Below are 20,588 nucleotides of genomic sequence, written 5' to 3' on the forward strand. Positions count from 1 at the left end.
GATGACCGATGAGAACGGAGTGATTACGGTCTAATCTCCCCGACTGTTTATCGAGGGGAGCAAGCGCAGTTTGTGGGTACAAACTGACGTCTTGCAATAGCTGCTGAAATGCCGATAACGCCTTGGGGCGTTTCCCCTGCCGAAAGTGAATGCACGGCATTCCGTGTCTAACTGCGTTCGTGGCATTCTCACCGTTCAGGCATTGGACTAATAATTATGGTTTTATTTCTTTTGGGGGAGGGTCGAGGGTTTCAGAGAAAAGGGATGACCTTTTTACGAAAAAAAAACTCGACCCTTTTTCTCACGCTTATAGCTTTCTCCACTTCTCTATATCCTCGTGGTATTCCTCCAAATGACTGCGTACAAGATTTTCTATGAAACTTGAGAGATTGCTGCCCCTGTCGCCCAATCTTCGCACGATGAGGTCTGCACGTTCCTGTGTTTCCTTGCTCAGATAGACAGCCTTCCTATTACTGAGTCTAGCAGGTAAAAGATAGGCTTGCTTGTAGGCTTCAAGCGTCTCCTTCCTCATCTTGGCACTGATGCGTTTCTGAACGGGAACGCTCTCGGAGTGCTGCGGTCGTTTGGCATTCTGCGATTGCCCGATATGCCGTGCCATCCTGGATTGCTCTGATTGCTCCGTGGAACACTCCGATTGGATTTTTGCCGTGCGTTTTTCCTGCTGCAGTGCATCCTCTATCGGCTCTTCCATGGGAGCGGTACTTCCCTTTAATGCGACTTCATTTTGCGTTGTCGGCACACTGCCGTCTTCGTCATCTCCTCCGTTCAGAAACCATTCGAGGCTCTTATCCGCTTCTGTAGTGTTCATATTCTTTTCCATGTCTTTATCTCATTTTATGTTTAACTTGTTTTACCTTTATGGGATTGGTTTGTGTTTGTGTCATCGTCAATGATAGGCTTTTCTGCTGTTCACGCACCCTGTGGATGTGATATTCGTTGAGGTCTTTGAAGTTTCTATAATGCACGGACATATCATCTACCTTGAAACCAGCCTCCATGAAATCCTCTGTAGCTCTCCGTCCAGCTTCGTCATTGTCAAGGAAGGTACGAATGGTGGATACTTGCCTGTCATTGAGATAGCGAATGCTCCTTGCCACATTACTCACGGAGTTCATCACAAGGCAATGGCTGATGATTTCTTCTTTCATTGAAAGGAAGGATAGAAAGTCCATAAAACCTTCGAACACGCAGACCGGTTTCATTCTATCCGTTATCTTATCCGTGAACACGGGGGTAATATCCTTCGGAGCAATCGTTCCCTTGAAAGATCCGTTATCCCGAAGCTCATAACCGCCCGATTGGTTGGCAAAACCTATGGCTTGATAGTGCAGCCCTCTTACCTCATAGCTGATACAACGCAGAAAGGGCATCGCCTTTTCTAAGTTGATGCAGCGGTCTTCCTCAAGATACTTTAATAAGTGTGGAGGTAAGGTGTCTGATATTTCTATCAGTCTCCTTACTCCACTTGCGGATGCCATAGGTATGCTACTTCTTTTCATTGCCCTGTCTGCCTTTTGAGAATTGCAAGCAGTATAATCGGGAGCGTTCCGCCCCAAAAGGCGGATGGCTTCCGACAGTGTGCAGCTCTCTAATCTCATACAAAGGTCGATAATACTTCCGCCTCTGCCTTCAGCATAGTCTATCCAAAGGTTCTTCTCTGTGTCCACCTTGAAGCTCGGATGCGTTTCTTCACGGAGCGGTGAGCGATAGAGGGCATAGGCAGGTGTCCTGCGTACTGGTTTGATACCTTTCCTTTCAAGATACTCCACTATGGGGTATCGCTTGATGCGTGATAATTCTTCTTCTTTCATTGTCGTATTGTTTTATTGTAAGCATCCAATATTAGCCGACTTTCACACCAACAAATAACCCTTATATGTCTGGCAGCATATAAGGGTTATTTGTTATTTGAAGTTTGAAGGTAGCATTTTCGTGAGTTCCTCCTCCGTCATATCTGGCAGGGGCCTTGAAAGAACTTCCTTCATCCATTTGTATGGCTCTATGCCTGCTTCCCTGCAACACGCCATGAAGGTATAGAAGATGGCGTTGTTCTCCGCTCCCTCATTGTTACCACAGAACAGGTAGTTCTTTCTTCCAAGCGTGATGGGTCTGATGGCCTGTTCCATAAGGTTGTTGTCTATGTTGAANGTGGGCAGGGGTGGATTTTCCTAATCTTATACACATAGACAGGACTACAACCCTCACGCCTCTTGCTTACCTTTTCAAAGCCAGCCCTTTTGAGTGCTTCGCCCATACGTTTGAGTGTCAAAGGTTGATGCGTATAAACACCTAAATAAGCGAGTATTTCGGTAGTGGCCATGTAAGCACAATGAGGATTGTCCTCTGTTGGCTTTTCAAAACAGCGTAATAGTAGTTCCATTTCTGCGGTCTGTACTTGGAAGTCCTCACTCTCCTTGTAGAGTTCCGTGATTTCTTCATCGTTAAACCAATATCGAAAGCCTGCGTTTAGCAAGGCTTTCGCTTCGTTATAGACGGCATCCATAGAAATTTCCTTTGCTCGTTCAATGTCGATGGCAAGTACCTCAAAGGGCAGGAAGCGTCTGCTTCCTGTCGGGTCGGTCAAAAAGTCATTGCCGTTTACCGATGCTACAAAACTCGCCAAGTGTGGGTGTTCCTCCACATACTTGTCGTAAGGCATACGGTATTTAACCATCGGACAGGTGATGAGGTTCTTCAGTTCGTTCTCGTCACGCTTATTGAGGGCTTTGAGCTGGTCGTCAATGTTTACGATAAGGTTCTGACCGATATAAGTAAGTGTGTCCTTCTCCTGCGGATATATTTTTCCTGTGTAGCTGTAACCATGCAGGGCTGGAGGGCATAGCAAATCAAGAAAGGTTGTCTTGAACTTTCCCTGTTCACCCGTCAGCACGAGGCAGGTATGGTTGCGGCATTCACGGTCGTCCATAGCGTTGGCAACCACTGCAATAAGCCATTTGGTAAGGTACGGCAGCCACTTCTCGGAGTTACGGACGGTAACGCACGATGCAAGATTGGCGATGGCGCATTGGTTTATCTCTATCTTGTACAGCACTTCTGAAGCATCAACCTCTGGCAAAGCCTTGAAATACTCCTGTATGGGATTGATGCGTGGCGAAAAACAGCTTTCAATGATGGAATAAAGATTATCAGCGGAAGTGATGATACCTTCCTCGCTATCAAGTTCCCTGCGGAAGGTATTGATGTCATAACGGCTGACCTTACTATACATATTGGCATACTTGGGAGAAAACTCTGTTCTGCCAAGTACGGTGTTAAACCTGAAGTCATAATGGGTGGAGAGGTAGCTTTCTATCTCCTTGTTTTTGGAAGTTTGCCTACTATGCTTCGGCTTATCTTCTGTGCGTATATTGCTATTATCTGCGCATTTCTTCATAATCGTCCTAAAATGATTTCTGAAAGTGAAGTTAAGGAGGATAATTCTGATAGCCAAGCATTCTCGGTATGCTTGCATAATGTTGCATAGACTTGCTATAAAATTCCTTGTGGGAAATCATCAAACATCTTAGTTTTTAGTGGATTAAATGGAGAAATCAAAGGATAAAAGGAAATGATACAAATACCAATAATTGATTGACTTTGTAACAAACCACATTCAAATGCGGTATTCTGCACATTTGGGTAATGAGCTATAAGTAAAGGAATAACAAAGAACGGATAAGGCGAAAATAACTACCTATTTAAACAAAAAGCAATCCACAAAAAGATGTAAGCAAAAATTAAGAGCTTATCTCTATGTTCTCAGAAATCTTAGAACAAGATAGAAGGCTTATGCCAAATGGTTGATAGTATCTTTATATTCTATTGGCAGTGAAAGAAGAAAAGTGGGCGTACCAGTGTTGATAACGACAAGGAATAAGGAAGAGGATTTCATCGTATTTCCTTTGTTTTCCCTGCTGTTCCTTAGTGCTTTGAGCATAAGGAAACTATCCCTACTTTTGCATCGTGCTGGGGCGCAGAACGCTGCAACACAAGAAAACAGTAACAACGAACAAAACAATAGAAGTATGGGATATTTCATTATTACAGACCAGAGCTGGCAGAAGCTGAGGGACGAGGTGCTAAGCCTTGCCGAGTGCTGCCACAAGGCATTTGGAGAGAAGTGTAAGCACACAGATTGGCTGCACAATGGTGATGTGTGCAAGTTGCTTAACATCAGCAAGCGCACCTTGCAGCATTATCGTGATACAGGCGTGCTGCCATTCGCACAAATCGGACACAAGTGTTATTATAAACGTGAGGATGTGGAAAGGCTGCTCCTTACAAAAACTGACAAACCTAAAAAATAAACAAGTTATGGAAACGGCAAAAGATTTGAATTTTGGCTCGGACGATATGCAGGTGGTGCTTACCGCACTGCATGACGTGGTCAGAAGAATAAGGGAAGTGGCAGAGACGCACAAGCCATTGTTTGGCGGTGAGCATTTCCTCACGGGTAAAGAAGTGTGTGAGCGGCTGTACATCAGCCCTCGAACCTTGCAGGATTATAGGGACAGGAAGATTATTCCCTATACGCAGTTCGCGGGGAAGATACTCTACAAGGCTTCGGATTTGACAAGATTGCTGGAGGAGAACTATAGGGAATAGGAATGTACAAATGGTTTTATCATATTACCGTTTTGTATAATCAATTACATATATTTTACTTAAAAATCTATCCTCAACGGTCAAAAAATGAGAGGACATAGCAAATGATTTGTGAGTCAGTTCGTTCTGATTATTCGACCATTCGGGGGAAAACTGCCAAAAGACGGACTTTTGCCAACTTTGGACAGAGCAGCGTTACTAAAACATTACCCTATATCCAAGTAGGAAGGAATGGCAAAAACGGTAACGAACGAGCTAATCCCCAACTGAAATCTTCTGCAAAGATAGCCCAATAAAGGGAGAAAGGGAAGAAAAAAGGCAAGAAAATGAATGCTTGGAATCTTTCCCGTCAAAGTACAATGAATTGCGTATCAGCGGATAACCTGACAATAAATAGTTTTGTAACTTATAAAGAGTCAGAGTTATGCGAAGTACATTTAAGGTTCTGTTCTACCTCAAAAAGAACGCCCCGAAGAAAGATGGTTCCGTTCCCGTGATGTGTCGTATCACCATCGACGGAAGCATTGCACAGTTCAGCTGCAAATGCGACATACTCCCCAATCTATGGGACATCAAGAGTAACCGGGCTTCGGGAAAAAGTTCCGTCGCATTGGAAACCAACCGCTTTCTGGACAAGATTCGGGTGGGTATCAATGCCAAATACAAGGAGATTGCCGAAAGGGACAACTATGTCACGGCGGAGAAAGTAAAGAACGCTTTCTTGGGTTTGGAGATGCGGCACGAAACATTGCTGAAGGTCTATGCCCAGCACAATGAGGATTTTGCCAAGCAGGTCGATGCAGGCTTGCGGAGCCAATCCACTTACGACAAGTATTGCACAGTCTATAAGCATTTGGAAGAGTTCATCAAGACACGCTACCGCCTGAGCGACATTGCCCTGCGAGAGCTTACACCCGCATTTATCACGGACTTTGAGATTTTCCTTCGAACGGAAAAGCAGTGCTGCAATAATACCGTATGGATCTACATGATGCCTTTGCGCCGAATGATTACCATTGCCCAGAATCACGGCTGGATTGTTCGAGACCCTTTCGTGGATTACAGCATCTCCGCCGAGAGTACGGAAAGGGATTATTTGACCAAGGACGAGATACGTCAAATGATGGATTTGAAGTTTCGCCGCAAATCTATGGAGTTAGTGCGTGACCTGTATGTTTTCTGCTGCTTTACCGGCTTGTCGTTTACCGATATGAAGAACCTGACCAAAGACAATGTGCAAACTTCATTCGACGGCAAATTGTGGATTATGACCAAGCGACAGAAGACGGGCGTGGAATCCAACATCATGCTGATGGACGTTCCATTGAGGATTATCGAAAAGTATGATGGCATGGCAAAGGAAAATTATCTCCTGCCCGTTCCTCAGTACATTACCGCCTGCAAGAACCTTAAAACAATCATCGGACTTTGCGGTATAGAAAAGAACATAACGTGGCATACCAGTCGCCATACCATGGCAACGGAAATTTGTCTGACCAACGGAGTTCCCATCGAAACGCTCTCCAAGATGCTTGGGCATACGAATATTCGCACGACACAGATTTATGCTAAAATCACCCACGAGAAGGAGAGTCGGGACATAAACACCCTTTCCGACAAGTTAAGCCGGATAGAACAGTTTAACGGTATCACCATATAATAAGGAGGAATGTCTATGAAAAGAGAAATCATAACCATTGGCGGGAATGGAGAAATACACATCCCGTCTGCTCCCATTTGGATGTCGGCTTGTGAAATTGCCGACCAGCTTGGGGCATTCGCCAGCAAGGTCTCAGAAATATTCTCACCTTATTCAGAAAAGAGGCCTTTTGTTGAGAATGAGAAAATCAAGAGACTTTTCCATAAGTCTGGTTTTGTGGAATTGTACGACATGAATATTATTACGATATTGTTTTTGCACTTCCATACATGAATGCGAAGAATTTTCACCGATGGGTGGTAGAAAAAATACACCAAGGAAAAGCAAGCCTCAATTTCCCACAGTTATATGCATTGATGATTTTTAAAAAAAATCGTGTTTTCTTTGGTAAAAACACGAAAATATGTACCTTTGTAGTGGTTCAAAATATGAAGCTCAAAATAGCTTAGAACAATGGTGTAGCATTACAAATCATCACTCTTCGCTACGAGATTCATTGATAAAATCAAGAAGCCATTATAATGATGGAAGTAGAAATTGACAGAAGAATATTGAAATTCAAGAGAAAAATATATGGATATTCAGTTTTATACTTTACTAAAAGTTGACAATACGGAAAATACAGTGTCCGTAGAACATTTTGCCAATGCCCAGAATATTCAAGATTATATTTGGGATTTAATCACTAATTGTGTTGATAACGAAGGTGATAGAGAATACATTTTTGAGCCAACTTTGCAGACTACAAAAAATCATATTGATAACATTATTCAAAATAATAATAGAGCTGATGTGTGTAAATTATTGGCGGAAAAATTATTAGCCGTTGAGAATGAAACTAAAGAGAAAATAGCTCATTTAGGTAAGGAAATTCCAAAAGGAATCTTAATGATATCATTTGCAAAAATGACAGATACAGAATATAAGCTTGTGATTACAAAAGCAGATTATTCGGAATTCTTGGAGGAATTAAGTGGCGATAAGAGAAGTGGATTACCTACTAAAAAGAAAATATTCAAGGCGTTTATTCTGAATGCTACATCTAATGGCAGAGAGGAATTTGAATATGGAAAAATAATAACATATGACGCAAATACTTCAACAAAAGCGGTGTATTGGTGGAAAACTTTTTTGGAATTGAGTGAGGTTCGAAATGATGAAAAAAACACGAAAACGGCATACGATGCTATTAAAAAGGAAATAATTAATCCATTGCGACGTAAACACAAGCAAGATTATTTATGTTTGCGAAATGCTACAATTGCTTATTTTAGAGCAGATGGTAATTTTGATATAAACCATTACAAAGATGTTATTATTGGAGATTATCAACCTTTCGATGATTCTTTGGCTATCAATAAATTAAAAGATAAGATAGGAAAATTACCTAACAAACATAAGTTTGACAATACATTCCAAAAAACGCCACGTGTTGTAACTGATAAATTCAAAGATGTAATTCCGCTTACTAACGAAATTGAACTAAAACTAAAACAAGATATCTTAAATATTGAACGAATTATTAAACCACATAAAGATGAACAAGGAAATAGATACATTATGGTATTAAGTGCCGATGGTTATCAATATGCAGAAGGATTAAAAAGAAATCAAAATGAATGATGCAGGTGATAATATTATTCAAGTGCTCTCAAGTTCTTTTGAATTAATTTCAAAACAGGAGACTTGTGATGAATTTATTGCAGAATATCAAGTAGGTGCTTTAAATCTCTCTTCGTCCGAAAATGATGTTATAGATAAGATCAATTTGCGTGATCAGATTGCCATTCACTTTTTTGAAATAGAAGAGATAGATTCCATTGATTATCTATCTTCAAATACAAATAGCTGGAGTGATTTTATATCTGAACTACAAATGAAGAATTTCCAACAAGGAAAGATTCAAATTCATATTGAAAAAAGAATACAAAACAATCAATTGTCTATATATAATATTGATTATTTTACAAAGTACTTAGATACGCTTTCATTATCACAATTTATGGCTGTTCTTGATGAGCGTTTTACGACAGCATTATTTTTTGAAGTTCAAGATAAATGTTATTCTGAATGGAGTACTAACTCGATAGCTTTCATTGCCCAAAATAGCAAATATAAAATATCTGGTGTAGGAAATATAAATAGAGATAATAGAATTAATGAAGCAAGAAATTTGTGCTATCATGAGATTGGAAAATACAAGTTTCTACCAGAAGACTTGTTTTGCTCCCAATATGGTGAAAATCATCCTTTACAAAATGCATTTATTAAGGCATGTATAATTTATACATTTAGTTTCATTTTTGACTATTCGATAATTAAAAATGACATTTACGAATACAAATTGAACGGATTTAGAACTTTAAGCTGGAAAATAAATGTAAAGCAATTATCAAGTATCAATGTGGATATAAACTCTTGTAAATTAATATATGAAATATATCAATGGCTCTATTTGGGTGGAAACAACAATGATAAAATAAATATTGCACGCAATATCATCTCACTTAATATAAACAAAGAATGCTTAAGCATTGATTCTTCTGTTTTTGAATCAATTTTGTCTAATTACAAGATATATGAAAAAGAAAATGTAAAACAATACCTTCAGGTAAGAAACAAATTATCTGAACTATTGATTGACCTCCAAGAGAAAATTTCTGCCATAGTAGATTCCTTCATTGGTGATTTCAAAAAAAACATACTAACACTAGTTTCGTTTTTTATTTCGGTGGTAGCAATTAGAGTCGTTTCTAAAGGTGATTTTGTGGGCGGATTTACAAATGAGATTATCGGATTATCTTTTGTGTTTTTGTTAGTTTCTATAGGTCTATTACTTTATTCTCGCTGGGAATTAACAAAAAAAATAGACTTATACAACAAGCATTATCGCCAAATAAAAGATAGATACAAAGATGTTCTGAGCACTATTGAATTAGAAAGAGTTTTTGAAGAATGTGATCCACAAAAAGATAACACTAATACCTCTTTCGTGTTAAAACAGAAAAAGATTTATTCTTGGCTGTGGTTTTTATCAATTTTATTACTCTTATTGTTTTTAGTTGCTGTTATATTAATAAATAATGATATTTCAATTTGTCGCATAATAAACAAAGTCATATGTTATACACTGAATATGTTTCGATAAAGAATACCGCGTTACACGTAGTTGGGAATAAATTAAACCAGGATAATATCATATTATCCAAGAATGGTATAAGAATTGATTCTAATATAGAAAAAATCCTCTCAAACTATTTCCTCCCCCCCTTAACTTCCGAAGAATACTACCAACTCTACCACGAAAGTGATTTGATATTAAATGAAGTTTATACCTATGCTTCCAAGATTTTCGATGAGCCTGAGCAACTTTATGAACAATCGGTAAATCTGGCAAAACATTTGTATGAGCAAAGCACCCACCCTAAGATTAAAGGCGGAGAGTTTTATACTGTTTATTTTAAAGATTGTATATTGGACGGAGAAACTCTTGATGCTGTAGGGCTATTCAAGTCTGAGAATAAAGATACTTTTTTGAAGGTGTTGCGCGAAAATGGCAATTTCAACTTGGAGAGTGATAAGGGTATCAATATTAAAAAGTTGGACAAAGGTTGCCTAATTTTCAACAAGGACAGAGAAAACGGATATGTAGTTGCTGTGGTTGACAATACCAATAAGAGTGTAGAAGCTCAATACTGGATTGACGATTTCCTACATGTCCGCCAACGTAAAGACAAATATGCTAATACACAAAATTTTATGGCGTTAGCAAAAACCTTTGTAACCAAAGAATTGCCTAAGGAATTTGAGGTTTCCAAAGCAGACCAAATTGATTTACTCAACAAGTCGTTGCATTTTTTCAAAGAGAAAGAAACTTTTGATATTAATGATTTTGCCCATGAAGTAATTGCTCAACCCGAAGTGATTGAAAGATTTCACCAGTATAAGCAACAGTATGAGGACCAAAGTAATATAGTCATTGATAATCAGTTCGAAATTTCAGAATCTGCTTGTAAAAAGCAACAACGCTCCTATAAACGGGTCATCAATTTGGACAAGAAAATCCAAATCGTCATTGCTGGTAATCGCCAAAACATAGAACAGGGAGAAGATGAGCGTGGAAAATTTTACAAGGTGTATTATAAAGATGAAGATTGAATTGAACGAAAAGATATTCGTGTTTTTGTCGGAGTAAAAACGAGTTTATGAACGAAAATATTTCAGAAATAGTACGAAATAAAATAGAAAAAACGGATTATGGTATCGTGTTTTCCGCAAGCGATTTCCCTGTTGAAGTTACCAAGCAAAAGTCAGTAAACAAAGTCTTGGAAAACTTGACTAAAGCTGGTGAAATTCGACGCTTATCGAAAGGGCGATATTATAAAACAAAAATGACAGATTTTGGCGAGCTTATGCCCAGCAGTTATCAGATTGTAAAGGATCTACTGGAAGAGAACGGCAAACTGATTGGTTATATTACAGGATATCAAATTTTTAATGAGCTTGGATTAACTACACAAGTTTCTGCCATTTTGCAGATAGGAACTATCAAAGATAAGAAAAGCACAAAACGTGGTTATTACAGGATAAAATTTGTGAAGCAATGGAATACGATTACAAAAGAGAATATCCTTCTTTTACAGTTGCTCGATTGCCTTCGTTTCTTCAAAAATATTCCTGATACTAACCCTGCGGATAACTGTAAAAAACTCTTGGGACTATTATCTAAGTTAAGCGAAATTCAACGCAGCAAAATTAAAAAACTAGCTTTAAAATACACTCCGCAGACAATTGCGTTATTGGGAGCAATGCTTGAAGTGTTGAATCCGCACGAAGATGTTCTGATATTGCAAACGTCGCTTAACTACCAGACATTTTATAATTTATCAATTCCGCAAGAAGTATTGCCTAATCAAAAGAAATGGAATATAAGATGAGACTGCACGAAAACCAAACACTGTTTGCCCAATTACTCAATTTTGCAGCAAACGCCCTGAATATAAGACCCGAATTTATCGAGAAAGACTATTGGATTACTCGTGCGTTACAGAGAATGTCTCAAAATGTCAATGCCGAGAAAGTAGTTTTCAAAGGAGGAACTTCCCTCTCTAAAGTATACCGTCTAACCAATCGCTTTTCTGAGGATATAGATATAGCTGTCATTGATGCAGATTCTTTTTCTGGGAACCAACTAAAAACATTTATCAAACGACTTGCTAAGGATATGTCAGCCGATCTAAACGAACTTGTCGTACCCAATGTAACAAGTAAAGGTTCACGTTTCTACAAGGCTATTTATCAATATCCAAATTTGGTTGGACTAACGTCTTCCGCCGTGAAAGCAGGACAGATTCTAATCGAGGTCAATACTTATGCGAATCCATATCCATACATCAATAAGGAAATAAGTTCGTTTCTAACTGAGTATCTTGTAACTATTGGCAGAATAGATTTGATAGAACAATACAATTTAAAATCTTTCTCAATCAACGCCTTAGACAAACGGAGAACGATAGTGGAGAAATTGGTTTCATTGTTTCGCTTCTCATTTGATGAGAATTGTGTCAAATCTTTATCTTCTAAAATCCGTCATTTCTATGATTTATATTATTTGATAAACGATGATGAATGTTCCGATTATATCCAATCAGCAGATTTTGGAGAAGATTTCCAAGAACTTTTTATACACGACCAGCAACAATTTTCCGAACCTGATGGTTGGTGTACAAAATCTATCAAAGATTCCCCTTTGTTTAAGGATTTCTCTGGTATATGGTCGAAATTAAGTCCTAACTATCGGAAAGAATTAGTGCCTTTGGCGTTTTCCGAAATTCCTGACGAAATGTTGATAGCGGAAAATTTCATAAAGGTCTTAAATAATTTATTGATTCAGTAATGCACATAGATAAGATATTACTCGATATTGTAGCTATCGAACATGGATTTCAGCATATCCTTGATCGGGCTGAGAAAATCTTTTCCACACACTCAAAGGAACAATGTTTTGAACTTACTCTAGAATTGTTCAAGCACGAAGCCTATCAAGCCCGAATGTTGGCAACAACTATATTGGGCAGATTGGCAACAACGAATAATGATGCACTTCATTTTCTGAAAGAACAAGTAAGCACTGATGAAAATTGGTGTGTGCAGGAAATGCTTGCAAAGGCTGTTGATGAAGTTTGCAAACACAGAGGATATGAAGTTTCTTTACCTCTCATTGAAGAATGGCTGAATGATAACAATCCGAATGTTATCCGTGCTGTAACAGAGGGATTGAGAATTTGGACAAGTCGCCCGTTCTTCAAAGAAAATCCATCAGTGGCTATTGCTCTAATCGCTAAGCACAAGGGATCTGAAAGCGAATTCCTTCGGAAATCCGTTGGAAACGCTTTAAGGGATATAAGCAAGAAGCATTCAGAATTGATACGGCAGGAAGTGCAACAATGGGATTTGTCCAATCCCCGAATCTTGTTCACCTACAAACTTGCAGCAAAGTTATTAAATTGAATATGTACAAATAAAACAAATCTGTTTGTGCGTCGAGATAACAACATTTTCTAAAACACTAAATTTTATGATTATAAGTTCTAACATAAAAGCCATATTTCCATATGATTTGCGTATAGTTTGGCAAGTAGTAACATCCCTAACCAACTATTCGTGGAGAAATGATATTCAAAAAATAGAGGGCATATCAGACACGCAATTTGTAGAAATAACGAAGAGTGGATATAGGACAATTTTCACGGTAACAAGACAAGAACCTTTTTGTCTTTGGGAGTTTGATGTGGAGAATGACAATATGAAAGGACATTGGGTCGGTGTTTTCAGTGGCAATGAAAAGAATGTTACGATTGACTTTACAGAACACATTGAGCCTAAGAAATGGTTTATGATTCCATTTGTGAAAATTTATTTGAAATATCGGCAAGCCAAGTATGTCAGAGATTTAAGAAACGTGTTGAAAAGAGTACGACCATAGAGTTTTGGAAACCATTATGACGAAATTAGAATTGATAATGGCATTTCTCCCAATTGTATTCATGATTCACGAATACGAGGAGATTATTATGTTCAGGTGTTGGCTAGGCTGTAATAGAAATGAATTAAAAAGGCGTTTCCCGAGATTCGAGCAGTTTCTTGCACGTAGGGGACATTTTGATTATTCCACAGCCACATTTGCCATTGGGACTGCCCACGAGTTCATTCTGATATCCCTCATTTCTTTCTGTGCCGTGTGGATAGATGCTTATCAATGGTGGTTCGCTGCATTTGCAGGGTATTCCATCCATCTTGTAGTACATCTTGCACAATGGGCAATATACCGAAAATATATACCTGTTATCATTACCACAATCTTGACATTGCCATATTGTGTCTATGCCTTTGTTGAATTTGTAAAGGCATCTATTCTATCTCCTTTTCAGATATTCTTATGGTCAGTTGTCGGGATTATCCTAACAATGCTTAGCTTACTCTCCGCTTTTTTCTTGATAAGCAAGTTTCAACAATGGCAGAATAAAAGATAGAAAATATTGTCAATCATGAAATTAACAGAAAGAAATGTCCCAATTGCCAATCCATAGAAGTTCACAACTCACAGATTTTGGAGTCTATCTGAAGACAGTCGTCTTCCAAACATCGGCATCTTCGGAAAGATATGCCTTTTCTCATACTGACGACTATTATTTCTTTGGTTTCATCGAGGAAGGGCAATGTCGCTTGAATATAGATTTCAAGGAATACACTTTTGAAAAGGATAGTTTGGTAATCATTCGCCCAGGACAGGTACATCGCATCATTGATGCTTACAATCTTTCTGCAAACTTCCTTACTATTGACTCGGTATTGGTAAACAAGGAGGAGAAACGAATATTGGAGCGGTATGGTTGCCAAGAATCCCAAATATCTGACATATCAGAACTGAAACAGTTATTGTCGCTTCTTGCTCGAAGACTTAGTTGCACAGAAAAATCATTTTCAAAACCAATCATTCAACGATTAACAGCCGTAATAGTGGGGTTGGTTGTAAGGAATGTTGCAGGTGCGGCAGAGGCTCAATCTGAATTGCAGGGGAATATAAGTAGATATAAGGAAATCGTATGGGAGTTTCGGGATTTATTAGAAAGCAATATCCGAACGAACCATGCTCCTTCGTTCTATGCCGAACGTTTGAATATAACGGTTGCCTACCTGAATGAAGCGATAAATGCTGTTTTAGGAACGAGTGTAAGTCGGAATATTCAGGATGAAATCATCTTGCAGGCTAAGCGACAATTAGTCTATACAACAGCCTCTGTAAAAGAGATCGCACGAGGTTTGGGATTTGGCGATTACTCCTACTTCACACGGCTATTTACCAAGGTTGCAGGAGTTTCTCCAACGCTTTTCAGAAAGAATTACCACGAATAGTGCTATCATTACCATTGTCCGTCTATTGTGACAGCCTGTATCTCACCGTACCTTTGCAGCGAACTTTATTTACTTAGAAAGATACAGATTACAAGGATGGACAACGCTGTGAATATTTTGCAAGAAGGAAGTATGATGAAAGCCCTGACAAAGTTGGGGATCCCTATTGTCATCGCAATGCTGATTATGGCGATATACAATGTAGTAGATACTTTCTGGGTTGCACGTTTGGGAACTCTTCCTGTCGCTGCCGTATCAGTTGTTTTCCCTTTATCGTTGTTGTTTCTTGGAATAGGGCTGATGTTTGGTGTTGGGGGCGGAGTGTATATATCTCGCTTGTTAGGGGCGAAGCAGATTGTCAAAGCAGGTCAGGTCGCTTCCGTCTCGGTGATCACCTCTGTGATTTTAGCTGCTCTCATTGCCCTTGTATGCAATGCGTTTCTACCAGAAATTCTGCTTTTCATGGGGGCAAACGAGGAGATGATGAATTTAGCGGAAACATATGGTAGACTATTCATCGTCAGTTGTGTCATAGGAACGTTGAATGTGTCGATGTCCAATATTATAGTTTCTCAGGGGGCTTCAAAAACGTCTGCATCGGCAATGATAATAGGTTCTGTTATAAATGTCGCATTGGATCCCCTATTTATCTATGCTTTCGGCTGGGGAGTGGAAGGTGCTGCGTGGGCAACCATTCTTTCAAGAATCATTACAACAATCATTTACATCCGCTTCTTTATGAAAGCGGAGGTGAAAGTTTCGTTTACCTTGTTCGTCCCAACGATAAGAATGTACTTGGACATCATAAAGATAGGTATTTCAATGCTCTGTTTGCAACTTCTCCAAACACTTTCGATTAGTTTGTTGCAGAGAGCCGCCATAAAATATGGTGCAGAGGCTGTAGCAGCAGTGGGCATAGTTCTGAAAATTGTAACATTGGGAACAAATGTTGTATTCGGATTTGTCAAAGGGCTCCAACCTATGGCAGGCTATAACTACGGAGCAGAAAATTTCCAAAGGTTAAAAGAGGCTGTACGTTGTTCCTTGATACTCACAACCTCATTTTGTGTACTTTGGAGCATACTAATAATGGCATTTACCTCTCCTGTTATAAGCTGTTTCGGCAAAGATGAAACAATGCAAGAAATAGCAAGAATTGCCCTTAGAGCCAATACTATCATGTTTTTCACATTCGGTTTTCAATTTGTGTATTCCACACTATATATGGCAATCGGAAGAGCACGACAAAGCCTTTTGCTCAATATTGGACGACAAGGACTCTTCTTTATTCCTGTAATATTGCTGCTCCCATCATATTGGGGATTGAACGGAGTGCTTTATGCACAACCGGTAGCCGACGTCTTTGCAACTTTAATGACACTGTTCTTTGCCATTCAAATTCATAGGGAAATACGTCATAAATCACATCTCACGACAGAGAATCTACAATGTTGAACATAAAAGATATGATCCTTAATTCCGCAACACTATTATAACTTAAACTTTTTAAGTACCTGAGCAACAAAAAGTTGCCCAGGATTTTGCCATGTCAAAGAATTCACTTATCTTAGTGTTGCAAAACAAGCAAGCAAAACTCTGATATGGCATGGCAAAAATACATATTAAATCCGAGAAACTCACTCCTTTTGGAGGAATATTTTCAATCATGGAGCAATTTGACTCCACATTGTCATCTGTAATCGACTCGACCCTCGGTCTAAGGTGTAGATCATTCGGTTATCAGTACAGCGAAATCATCCGTTCACTCATGAGTATCTACTTCTGTGGTGGCTCATGTGTTGAGGATATCACTACTCATTTGATGAGCCATCTCTCGCTTCATCCGACACTTCGAACTTGTAGCTCTGATACTATCCTCAGAGCGATAAAGGAGCTGACGCAAGAAAACATCTCATACACGTCAGATACGGGTAAGAACTACGATTTCAACACGGCTGACACTCTCAATACTTTACTGCTCAATTGTATGTTTGCATCTGGCCAACTGAAAGAGGACGAGATGTATGATGTTGATTTCGACCATCAGTTCATAGAGACAGAGAAGTATGATGCAAAGCCTACATACAAGAAGTTCCCTGGTTATCGCCCTGGCGTGGCGGTTATTGGCGACTTAATCGTTGGCATTGAGAATAGCGATGGCAACACAAATGTTCGTTTTCATCAGAAGGACACGCTGAAGAGGTTCTTTGAGAGATTTGAACAGAACGGCCTTACTATCAATCGTTTCAGAGCTGACTGTGGATCATGTTCCGAGGAAATCGTAGAAGAAGTAGAGGAACACTGCAAATCCTTCTATATCCGCGCAAACCGCTGCAGTTCGCTCTACAATGAAATCTTTGCTCTCAGAGGTTGGAAAACTGAGGAAATCAATGGCATTGAGTTCGAATTGAACTCTATCCTTGTTGAAAAGTGGAAGGGTAAAGCATACCGACTTGTGATTCAAAGACAGAAACGGTTGGATGGTGTATTGGATCTCTGGGAAGGAGAATACACATACCGTTGTATCCTGACTAACGACTATGTATCTTCCGTAAGAGAGATTGTCGAGTTCTATAACCTTCGAGGGGGAAAGGAACGTATCTTCGATGATATGAACAATGGTTTCGGATGGGACAGATTGCCCAAATCCTTCATGGCAGAGAACACCGTGTTCCTTCTTCTTACATCACTTATCCGTAACTTCTACAAGGCCATTATCCAAAGACTTGATGTAAAGAGGTTCGGACTCAATACAACAAGCCGCATAAAAGCGCTTGTCTTCAGGTTTGTCTCTGTACCAGCAAAGTGGATCAGGACATCAAGGCAGTATATGCTGAATATCTATACCTGTAACAATGCTTACGCGGATGTGTTCCAGACAGATTTTGGATAACGCCTACAACTTATGGGTATGATACTGCGTATTGCCTCAAGTCGCATTGTGGGGTAAGGGGATGTTGTAGGCTGAAGTGGGGATTTCAGTTCTAATTATCTGCAAATTCAGTAATGAGAGGATGTGTACACGCAAGAAGGACGTTGAAAAGTTAAGTTGCGGATTTGAGGATGATTATGCTAAGACTTACTCAAACTGAAGACTTTAAGACAATAATCTCTTTATGCTCTACAACAATAGTTCGTTAAAATTTGAGATAATTGTTACGCAGCTTTCCTCTGCCAGCCAAAGAGTTCTTTGATAGTATGACTAATTAACTTTCGGTTCGGTATGCTCAGACACCTGTCGAAAATTAATTTTGCAATGTATGTGCTCGCCATGAGCTCCTTGAAAGAAGCCATGGAATACGGTAGCCCATTTTCCTTCATCAGCACCTTTGCCACATTCTGTGATGCGAATGATGCGTTGTAGGAGAAGTCCAGCTGATTCTTGTGCCTTGCCTGTCAATGCGCGAGTCCGGTATACTGCTTGGCATCACGGAAGCAAAACTCGATTTGGAATCTTGAGCGGTATGTGCGCAATACTTCTTCACCCGACATGGATGTCTTTGTGGAGAAGAAAAGCTTGTGCTTGCCGTTCGGCATCACCCAAATGACAAGACGCACTTTCTGCTTCAGAGCCTTTGAATAGGCGATGAGTGTGTAGGCTGTGCCTTCAAGTCCTTCGATATGCATCTTCGCCATACGCGTGAGGTCGAGTTTCTTGTAATTGATTTTCCCGTCAAGTGTTTTGGGACGCCCGGGCTTATTGGAACGAGGTCCCGTGTACACATAGTATAGGCTCGCCGTATCCCTGAAACGGCTGACAAGATGAAAGCCTTGTTCCTTGATTCCGTCCACAAACGGACGTATGGAGAAGAAGGCGTCAGCGACGACAATATCGGTGACCTTCAATAATTCTTTCCTGTAGCGTTTGATGACGGCAATGTAATGCTGCACAAGTGTCATGCTGCGTAGTTTCAACTCTCCTGTAGAAGGGGTCTGATGGGCACGAAGCATCATGCAGTTGTTGGCGTAGACATCGACAAGGGCAAGCCCCATGATTTCAAGTCCGTGTTTCATGGTACCTGCACAACCGGACCAGAAAGCACCAATATGCGGAGTCTTCTTGCCTGACTTGCTGATGTAGCTCGGATCTATGGCTATAGCCAGCAGTTCGTCCATATTCAGATAACGCCGGGAAAGGGAGAGGTTGAACTTAACCCAGTTGATGCACTTGGCCCGCTGCGGTTGAAATTCGTCCTGTAGGTCTGCTCGCAATGAGTGCCGTAACGCTCCATTTGAGTGAAATTTATCTTTCGTTGTATCGCCATGTACAATAAGAGTATTTCCAAGAGTAGATTCTCGAAATTTTTGCCTAATTTTGCAGATGAGCTTTTGATGGCATCTCTGCAGATTTCTGTATATTGGTCGAGTGGTTCTGATGTCATTTGCTTTATGTTTTCGCTACTATAAAGTTACTGATAGTCAGCCACTTGGCCAAATTTTATTAGTTATATTAAGTTAATTAACTCTCTCATTTTCAAACGATTACATTGGAATTAACGAAGTATTGATACAATATAAAAGATTTAAAAAACATTGGATAAGTACAGAAGTTGAAGGGATTGAAAAAGGAATAGTTATGTATCTTTCCCAAAGATTGTACGTTATGGTATCACAATTATTACTATTGTGATATTGGGATTGTTAGCAGGTGCATATTTTATCCCTTATCCTGAGACCATCAGTGCAAAGGTACAAATGGCTAATGCCAATCAGGGTACGGTGTCAATTCCCTATAAATATGTAAATACGATGGAAAACAGAATGACAGTCAATATAGAGTTTGAGGGTTACAATGCCGAAAACTACGGAGTAGCTGGTGGCACAATAGTAACCACATCACATACTCCCCATCAAACAAATGAGGGCAGTATGTTCACTGCACAAGTGAGGATAGCAAGCTGTAAATATCCACTCATCAAGGGAATGACTGGCAGTGCGTCTATTCTTGTTAGCCAAGAAAGCGTATTGAAAAGGATAATCCATAGGATAACAGACTGTATATGATTTTCTATTGGCAATCTCTCTCAAACTATAATAAGAATACCTAAGCTGTGAAAGAAGAAGGTTAAATGTAGTTACTATGTAGTATAATTTCGATAATAGCCCAACTACTCGTTAATCCTTTATCTTTCACCGCTTTACCTTTAATGTAGTTATGTAGTAAGATATAACAGTGAAAGAAAAAGGATATAATCAGTAGTCTGTATAACTGCCACTCAGCACCCCTGTGTGCCACCTGTATCAACAATAATAGGAATGAATGTTGGCGCAGAAGATTGCAGCCTTTGGCAGAGATATTTCCTAAACATACCTGCCTCTACGCTGTTAAGATGAAAGGAAAGGGCGATGATAATGGGCAAGGGGCAGAGTGGCGCATAACTCTCCACGCTATCCCCCTGCTTACTTATGCTGCTGGTAGCATTACCTGCTTCTATCTCATAATACTTTAAGCACATAGTCTGTTTTATAAGCCTGACCTTGTGATTAACTTTTTGCCAACTAACTCCGAAAAACTTTGCTAGTTCGCCCTCCGTCATAGCAACCTCTCCCTTTCCTTGACGAATAACACGCATACCATTGCTCCACTCAAAAAAAACTTCGCTCGATAGCTTTTCTTATATTGTCATCGGACTGATTGCACTCTGACTTTCTTTGGTCGTCCTTTTGATGATGCTTTGTTTTCATATTTACACCTCTTTCATTGATTATCTGTTATCATTTTGTGATGCCTGAAAGTTCATTTTCCTCTCTCTCCGCTTTAGGTACTCTGAAATGAACATCAGAGGGAAACCTAAGAAAATCGTAAGTATCATAGCTACAAGTAGTTATGATACTTTTCTTTTATACCCATCCCAAATTTCAGAGTATGCACGGAGGGGGCAGAAAC

General features: G+C 39.6%; 22 protein-coding genes and 2 pseudogenes. 16 read left to right on the forward strand and 8 right to left on the reverse strand.

Features of this window, described 5'->3' with window-relative positions; genetic code table 11:
* Positions 1–307 precede the first annotated feature (307 nt).
* The 4 genes and pseudogenes from CZ367_RS00505 to CZ367_RS00520 all read right to left on the reverse strand — a co-directional run bounded on the left by CZ367_RS00505 (position 308) and on the right by CZ367_RS00520 (position 3,415).
* Positions 308–841: a DUF3408 domain-containing protein gene (locus CZ367_RS00505; protein WP_077195283.1), complete on the reverse strand. Its 534-nt coding sequence runs from the start codon at positions 839–841 to the stop codon at positions 308–310.
* A 4-nt stretch (positions 842–845) separates the two neighbouring features.
* Positions 846–1,832 carry a toprim domain-containing protein gene (locus CZ367_RS00510; RefSeq protein WP_077195284.1) on the reverse strand — a complete coding sequence of 329 codons (987 nt, stop codon included), beginning with the start codon at positions 1,830–1,832 and terminating at the stop codon, positions 846–848.
* A 93-nt stretch (positions 1,833–1,925) separates the two neighbouring features.
* Positions 1,926–2,162 (reverse strand): annotated as a pseudogene (locus tag CZ367_RS00515) (IS66 family transposase); the annotation flags it as partial.
* A complete protein-coding gene (locus CZ367_RS00520; RefSeq protein WP_077195286.1) occupies positions 2,159–3,415 on the reverse strand; it encodes a virulence-associated E family protein in 1,257 nt (418 codons plus the stop codon). The pseudogene CZ367_RS00515 and the gene CZ367_RS00520, both read right to left, overlap by 4 nt.
* Positions 3,416–3,821: 406 nt before the next feature.
* On the opposite strand from CZ367_RS00520, the gene CZ367_RS16045 reads away from it, so the two are divergent.
* The 15 genes from CZ367_RS16045 (at position 3,822) to CZ367_RS00600 (ending at position 17,594) form a co-directional block, all read left to right on the forward strand.
* Positions 3,822–4,328, forward strand: a complete 507-nt coding sequence (locus CZ367_RS16045; protein WP_237581433.1) for a helix-turn-helix domain-containing protein — start codon at positions 3,822–3,824, stop codon at positions 4,326–4,328.
* Between the two features lie 7 nt (positions 4,329–4,335).
* Positions 4,336–4,626 carry a helix-turn-helix domain-containing protein gene (locus tag CZ367_RS00530; protein WP_077195287.1) on the forward strand — a complete coding sequence of 97 codons (291 nt, stop codon included), beginning with the start codon at positions 4,336–4,338 and terminating at the stop codon, positions 4,624–4,626.
* 104 nt (positions 4,627–4,730) lie between these two features.
* The gene (locus CZ367_RS14605) at positions 4,731–4,922 is read left to right on the forward strand and encodes a hypothetical protein (RefSeq protein ID WP_144005920.1); all 192 of its coding nucleotides are present in this window, start codon (positions 4,731–4,733) and stop codon (positions 4,920–4,922) included.
* A gap of 128 nt (positions 4,923–5,050) precedes the next feature.
* Positions 5,051–6,286 (forward strand): site-specific integrase, encoded by a 1,236-nt coding sequence (locus CZ367_RS00535; protein ID WP_077195288.1) that lies wholly within the window; start codon positions 5,051–5,053, stop codon positions 6,284–6,286.
* Positions 6,287–6,301: 15 nt separating this feature from the next.
* Positions 6,302–6,559, forward strand: coding sequence for a hypothetical protein (locus CZ367_RS00540; protein ID WP_052046524.1), 258 nt, complete (start codon positions 6,302–6,304; stop codon positions 6,557–6,559).
* Positions 6,560–6,859: 300 nt separating this feature from the next.
* Positions 6,860–7,909 carry a nucleoid-associated protein gene (locus CZ367_RS00550; RefSeq protein WP_036866514.1) on the forward strand — a complete coding sequence of 350 codons (1,050 nt, stop codon included), beginning with the start codon at positions 6,860–6,862 and terminating at the stop codon, positions 7,907–7,909.
* On the forward strand, positions 7,902–9,434 hold the full coding sequence (locus CZ367_RS00555) for a hypothetical protein (protein WP_077195291.1): 1,533 nt from the start codon (positions 7,902–7,904) through the stop codon (positions 9,432–9,434). The genes CZ367_RS00550 and CZ367_RS00555 overlap by 8 nt, the downstream gene beginning before the upstream one ends.
* Positions 9,407–10,444, forward strand: coding sequence for a nucleoid-associated protein (locus CZ367_RS00560; protein ID WP_036866518.1), 1,038 nt, complete (start codon positions 9,407–9,409; stop codon positions 10,442–10,444). The genes CZ367_RS00555 and CZ367_RS00560 overlap by 28 nt, the downstream gene beginning before the upstream one ends.
* 47 nt (positions 10,445–10,491) lie before the next feature.
* The gene (locus CZ367_RS00565) at positions 10,492–11,223 is read left to right on the forward strand and encodes a DUF6088 family protein (protein WP_077195292.1); all 732 of its coding nucleotides are present in this window, start codon (positions 10,492–10,494) and stop codon (positions 11,221–11,223) included.
* Entirely contained in the window at positions 11,208–12,182 is a 975-nt protein-coding gene (locus CZ367_RS00570) for a nucleotidyl transferase AbiEii/AbiGii toxin family protein (RefSeq protein ID WP_036866522.1), read from the forward strand. The genes CZ367_RS00565 and CZ367_RS00570 overlap by 16 nt, the downstream gene beginning before the upstream one ends.
* Positions 12,182–12,796, forward strand: a complete 615-nt coding sequence (locus CZ367_RS00575) for a DNA alkylation repair protein (RefSeq protein ID WP_036866523.1) — start codon at positions 12,182–12,184, stop codon at positions 12,794–12,796. Before CZ367_RS00570 ends, CZ367_RS00575 begins: the two co-directional genes overlap by 1 nt.
* Positions 12,797–13,287: 491 nt before the next feature.
* On the forward strand, positions 13,288–13,818 hold the full coding sequence (locus tag CZ367_RS00585; protein ID WP_077195293.1) for an HXXEE domain-containing protein: 531 nt from the start codon (positions 13,288–13,290) through the stop codon (positions 13,816–13,818).
* Between the two features lie 34 nt (positions 13,819–13,852).
* Complete coding sequence (locus tag CZ367_RS00590) at positions 13,853–14,701, forward strand: AraC family transcriptional regulator (RefSeq protein ID WP_036866529.1); 849 nt, start codon at positions 13,853–13,855, stop codon at positions 14,699–14,701.
* Positions 14,702–14,797: 96 nt separating this feature from the next.
* Positions 14,798–16,156 carry an MATE family efflux transporter gene (locus CZ367_RS00595; protein ID WP_077195294.1) on the forward strand — a complete coding sequence of 453 codons (1,359 nt, stop codon included), beginning with the start codon at positions 14,798–14,800 and terminating at the stop codon, positions 16,154–16,156.
* A 151-nt stretch (positions 16,157–16,307) separates the two neighbouring features.
* Positions 16,308–17,594 (forward strand): IS1380 family transposase, encoded by a 1,287-nt coding sequence (locus tag CZ367_RS00600; RefSeq protein ID WP_077195295.1) that lies wholly within the window; start codon positions 16,308–16,310, stop codon positions 17,592–17,594.
* A gap of 263 nt (positions 17,595–17,857) precedes the next feature.
* Here CZ367_RS00600 and CZ367_RS16050 read toward each other — a convergent pair whose 3' ends face one another.
* From CZ367_RS16050 to CZ367_RS16060, 3 genes are read right to left on the reverse strand one after another with little or no spacing between them, the layout of a single operon-like run.
* Complete coding sequence (locus tag CZ367_RS16050; RefSeq protein WP_237581435.1) at positions 17,858–18,037, reverse strand: hypothetical protein; 180 nt, start codon at positions 18,035–18,037, stop codon at positions 17,858–17,860.
* Between the two features lie 60 nt (positions 18,038–18,097).
* Positions 18,098–18,817, reverse strand: a complete 720-nt coding sequence (locus CZ367_RS16055; protein ID WP_237581437.1) for a transposase — start codon at positions 18,815–18,817, stop codon at positions 18,098–18,100.
* A gap of 2 nt (positions 18,818–18,819) precedes the next feature.
* Positions 18,820–19,083, reverse strand: a complete 264-nt coding sequence (locus CZ367_RS16060) for a hypothetical protein (RefSeq protein ID WP_237581439.1) — start codon at positions 19,081–19,083, stop codon at positions 18,820–18,822.
* A gap of 208 nt (positions 19,084–19,291) precedes the next feature.
* Here CZ367_RS16060 and CZ367_RS00615 point away from each other — a divergent pair.
* A pseudogene (locus CZ367_RS00615) lies at positions 19,292–19,705 on the forward strand (HlyD family secretion protein); the annotation flags it as partial.
* Between the two features lie 212 nt (positions 19,706–19,917).
* On the opposite strand, the gene CZ367_RS16065 reads toward CZ367_RS00615, so the two are convergent.
* Entirely contained in the window at positions 19,918–20,274 is a 357-nt protein-coding gene (locus CZ367_RS16065; RefSeq protein ID WP_237581441.1) for a hypothetical protein, read from the reverse strand.
* Positions 20,275–20,588: the final 314 nt, after the last annotated feature.

Source organism: Prevotella ihumii (assembly GCF_900155655.1).
Taxonomy (GTDB): Bacteria; Bacteroidota; Bacteroidia; order Bacteroidales; family Bacteroidaceae; genus Prevotella; species Prevotella ihumii.

Coding starts and splice junctions, on each gene's coding strand:
- CZ367_RS00570 (WP_036866522.1), top strand. CDS start 11,208: ATGGAATATAAGATGAGACTGCACGAAAACCAAACACTGTTTGCCCAA.
- CZ367_RS00590 (WP_036866529.1), top strand. CDS start 13,853: ATGTCCCAATTGCCAATCCATAGAAGTTCACAACTCACAGATTTTGGA.
- CZ367_RS00530 (WP_077195287.1), top strand. CDS start 4,336: ATGGAAACGGCAAAAGATTTGAATTTTGGCTCGGACGATATGCAGGTG.
- CZ367_RS00600 (WP_077195295.1), top strand. CDS start 16,308: ATGGCAAAAATACATATTAAATCCGAGAAACTCACTCCTTTTGGAGGA.
- CZ367_RS00585 (WP_077195293.1), top strand. CDS start 13,288: ATGACGAAATTAGAATTGATAATGGCATTTCTCCCAATTGTATTCATG.
- CZ367_RS00595 (WP_077195294.1), top strand. CDS start 14,798: ATGGACAACGCTGTGAATATTTTGCAAGAAGGAAGTATGATGAAAGCC.
- CZ367_RS00575 (WP_036866523.1), top strand. CDS start 12,182: ATGCACATAGATAAGATATTACTCGATATTGTAGCTATCGAACATGGA.
- CZ367_RS00535 (WP_077195288.1), top strand. CDS start 5,051: ATGCGAAGTACATTTAAGGTTCTGTTCTACCTCAAAAAGAACGCCCCG.
- CZ367_RS16065 (WP_237581441.1), bottom strand. CDS start 20,274: ATGCGTGTTATTCGTCAAGGAAAGGGAGAGGTTGCTATGACGGAGGGC.
- CZ367_RS00550 (WP_036866514.1), top strand. CDS start 6,860: ATGGATATTCAGTTTTATACTTTACTAAAAGTTGACAATACGGAAAAT.
- CZ367_RS00510 (WP_077195284.1), bottom strand. CDS start 1,832: ATGAAAGAAGAAGAATTATCACGCATCAAGCGATACCCCATAGTGGAG.
- CZ367_RS00560 (WP_036866518.1), top strand. CDS start 9,407: ATGTTATACACTGAATATGTTTCGATAAAGAATACCGCGTTACACGTA.
- CZ367_RS00505 (WP_077195283.1), bottom strand. CDS start 841: ATGGAAAAGAATATGAACACTACAGAAGCGGATAAGAGCCTCGAATGG.
- CZ367_RS00540 (WP_052046524.1), top strand. CDS start 6,302: ATGAAAAGAGAAATCATAACCATTGGCGGGAATGGAGAAATACACATC.
- CZ367_RS00565 (WP_077195292.1), top strand. CDS start 10,492: ATGAACGAAAATATTTCAGAAATAGTACGAAATAAAATAGAAAAAACG.
- CZ367_RS00555 (WP_077195291.1), top strand. CDS start 7,902: ATGAATGATGCAGGTGATAATATTATTCAAGTGCTCTCAAGTTCTTTT.
- CZ367_RS16060 (WP_237581439.1), bottom strand. CDS start 19,083: ATGACATCAGAACCACTCGACCAATATACAGAAATCTGCAGAGATGCC.
- CZ367_RS16055 (WP_237581437.1), bottom strand. CDS start 18,817: ATGGACGAACTGCTGGCTATAGCCATAGATCCGAGCTACATCAGCAAG.
- CZ367_RS14605 (WP_144005920.1), top strand. CDS start 4,731: ATGATTTGTGAGTCAGTTCGTTCTGATTATTCGACCATTCGGGGGAAA.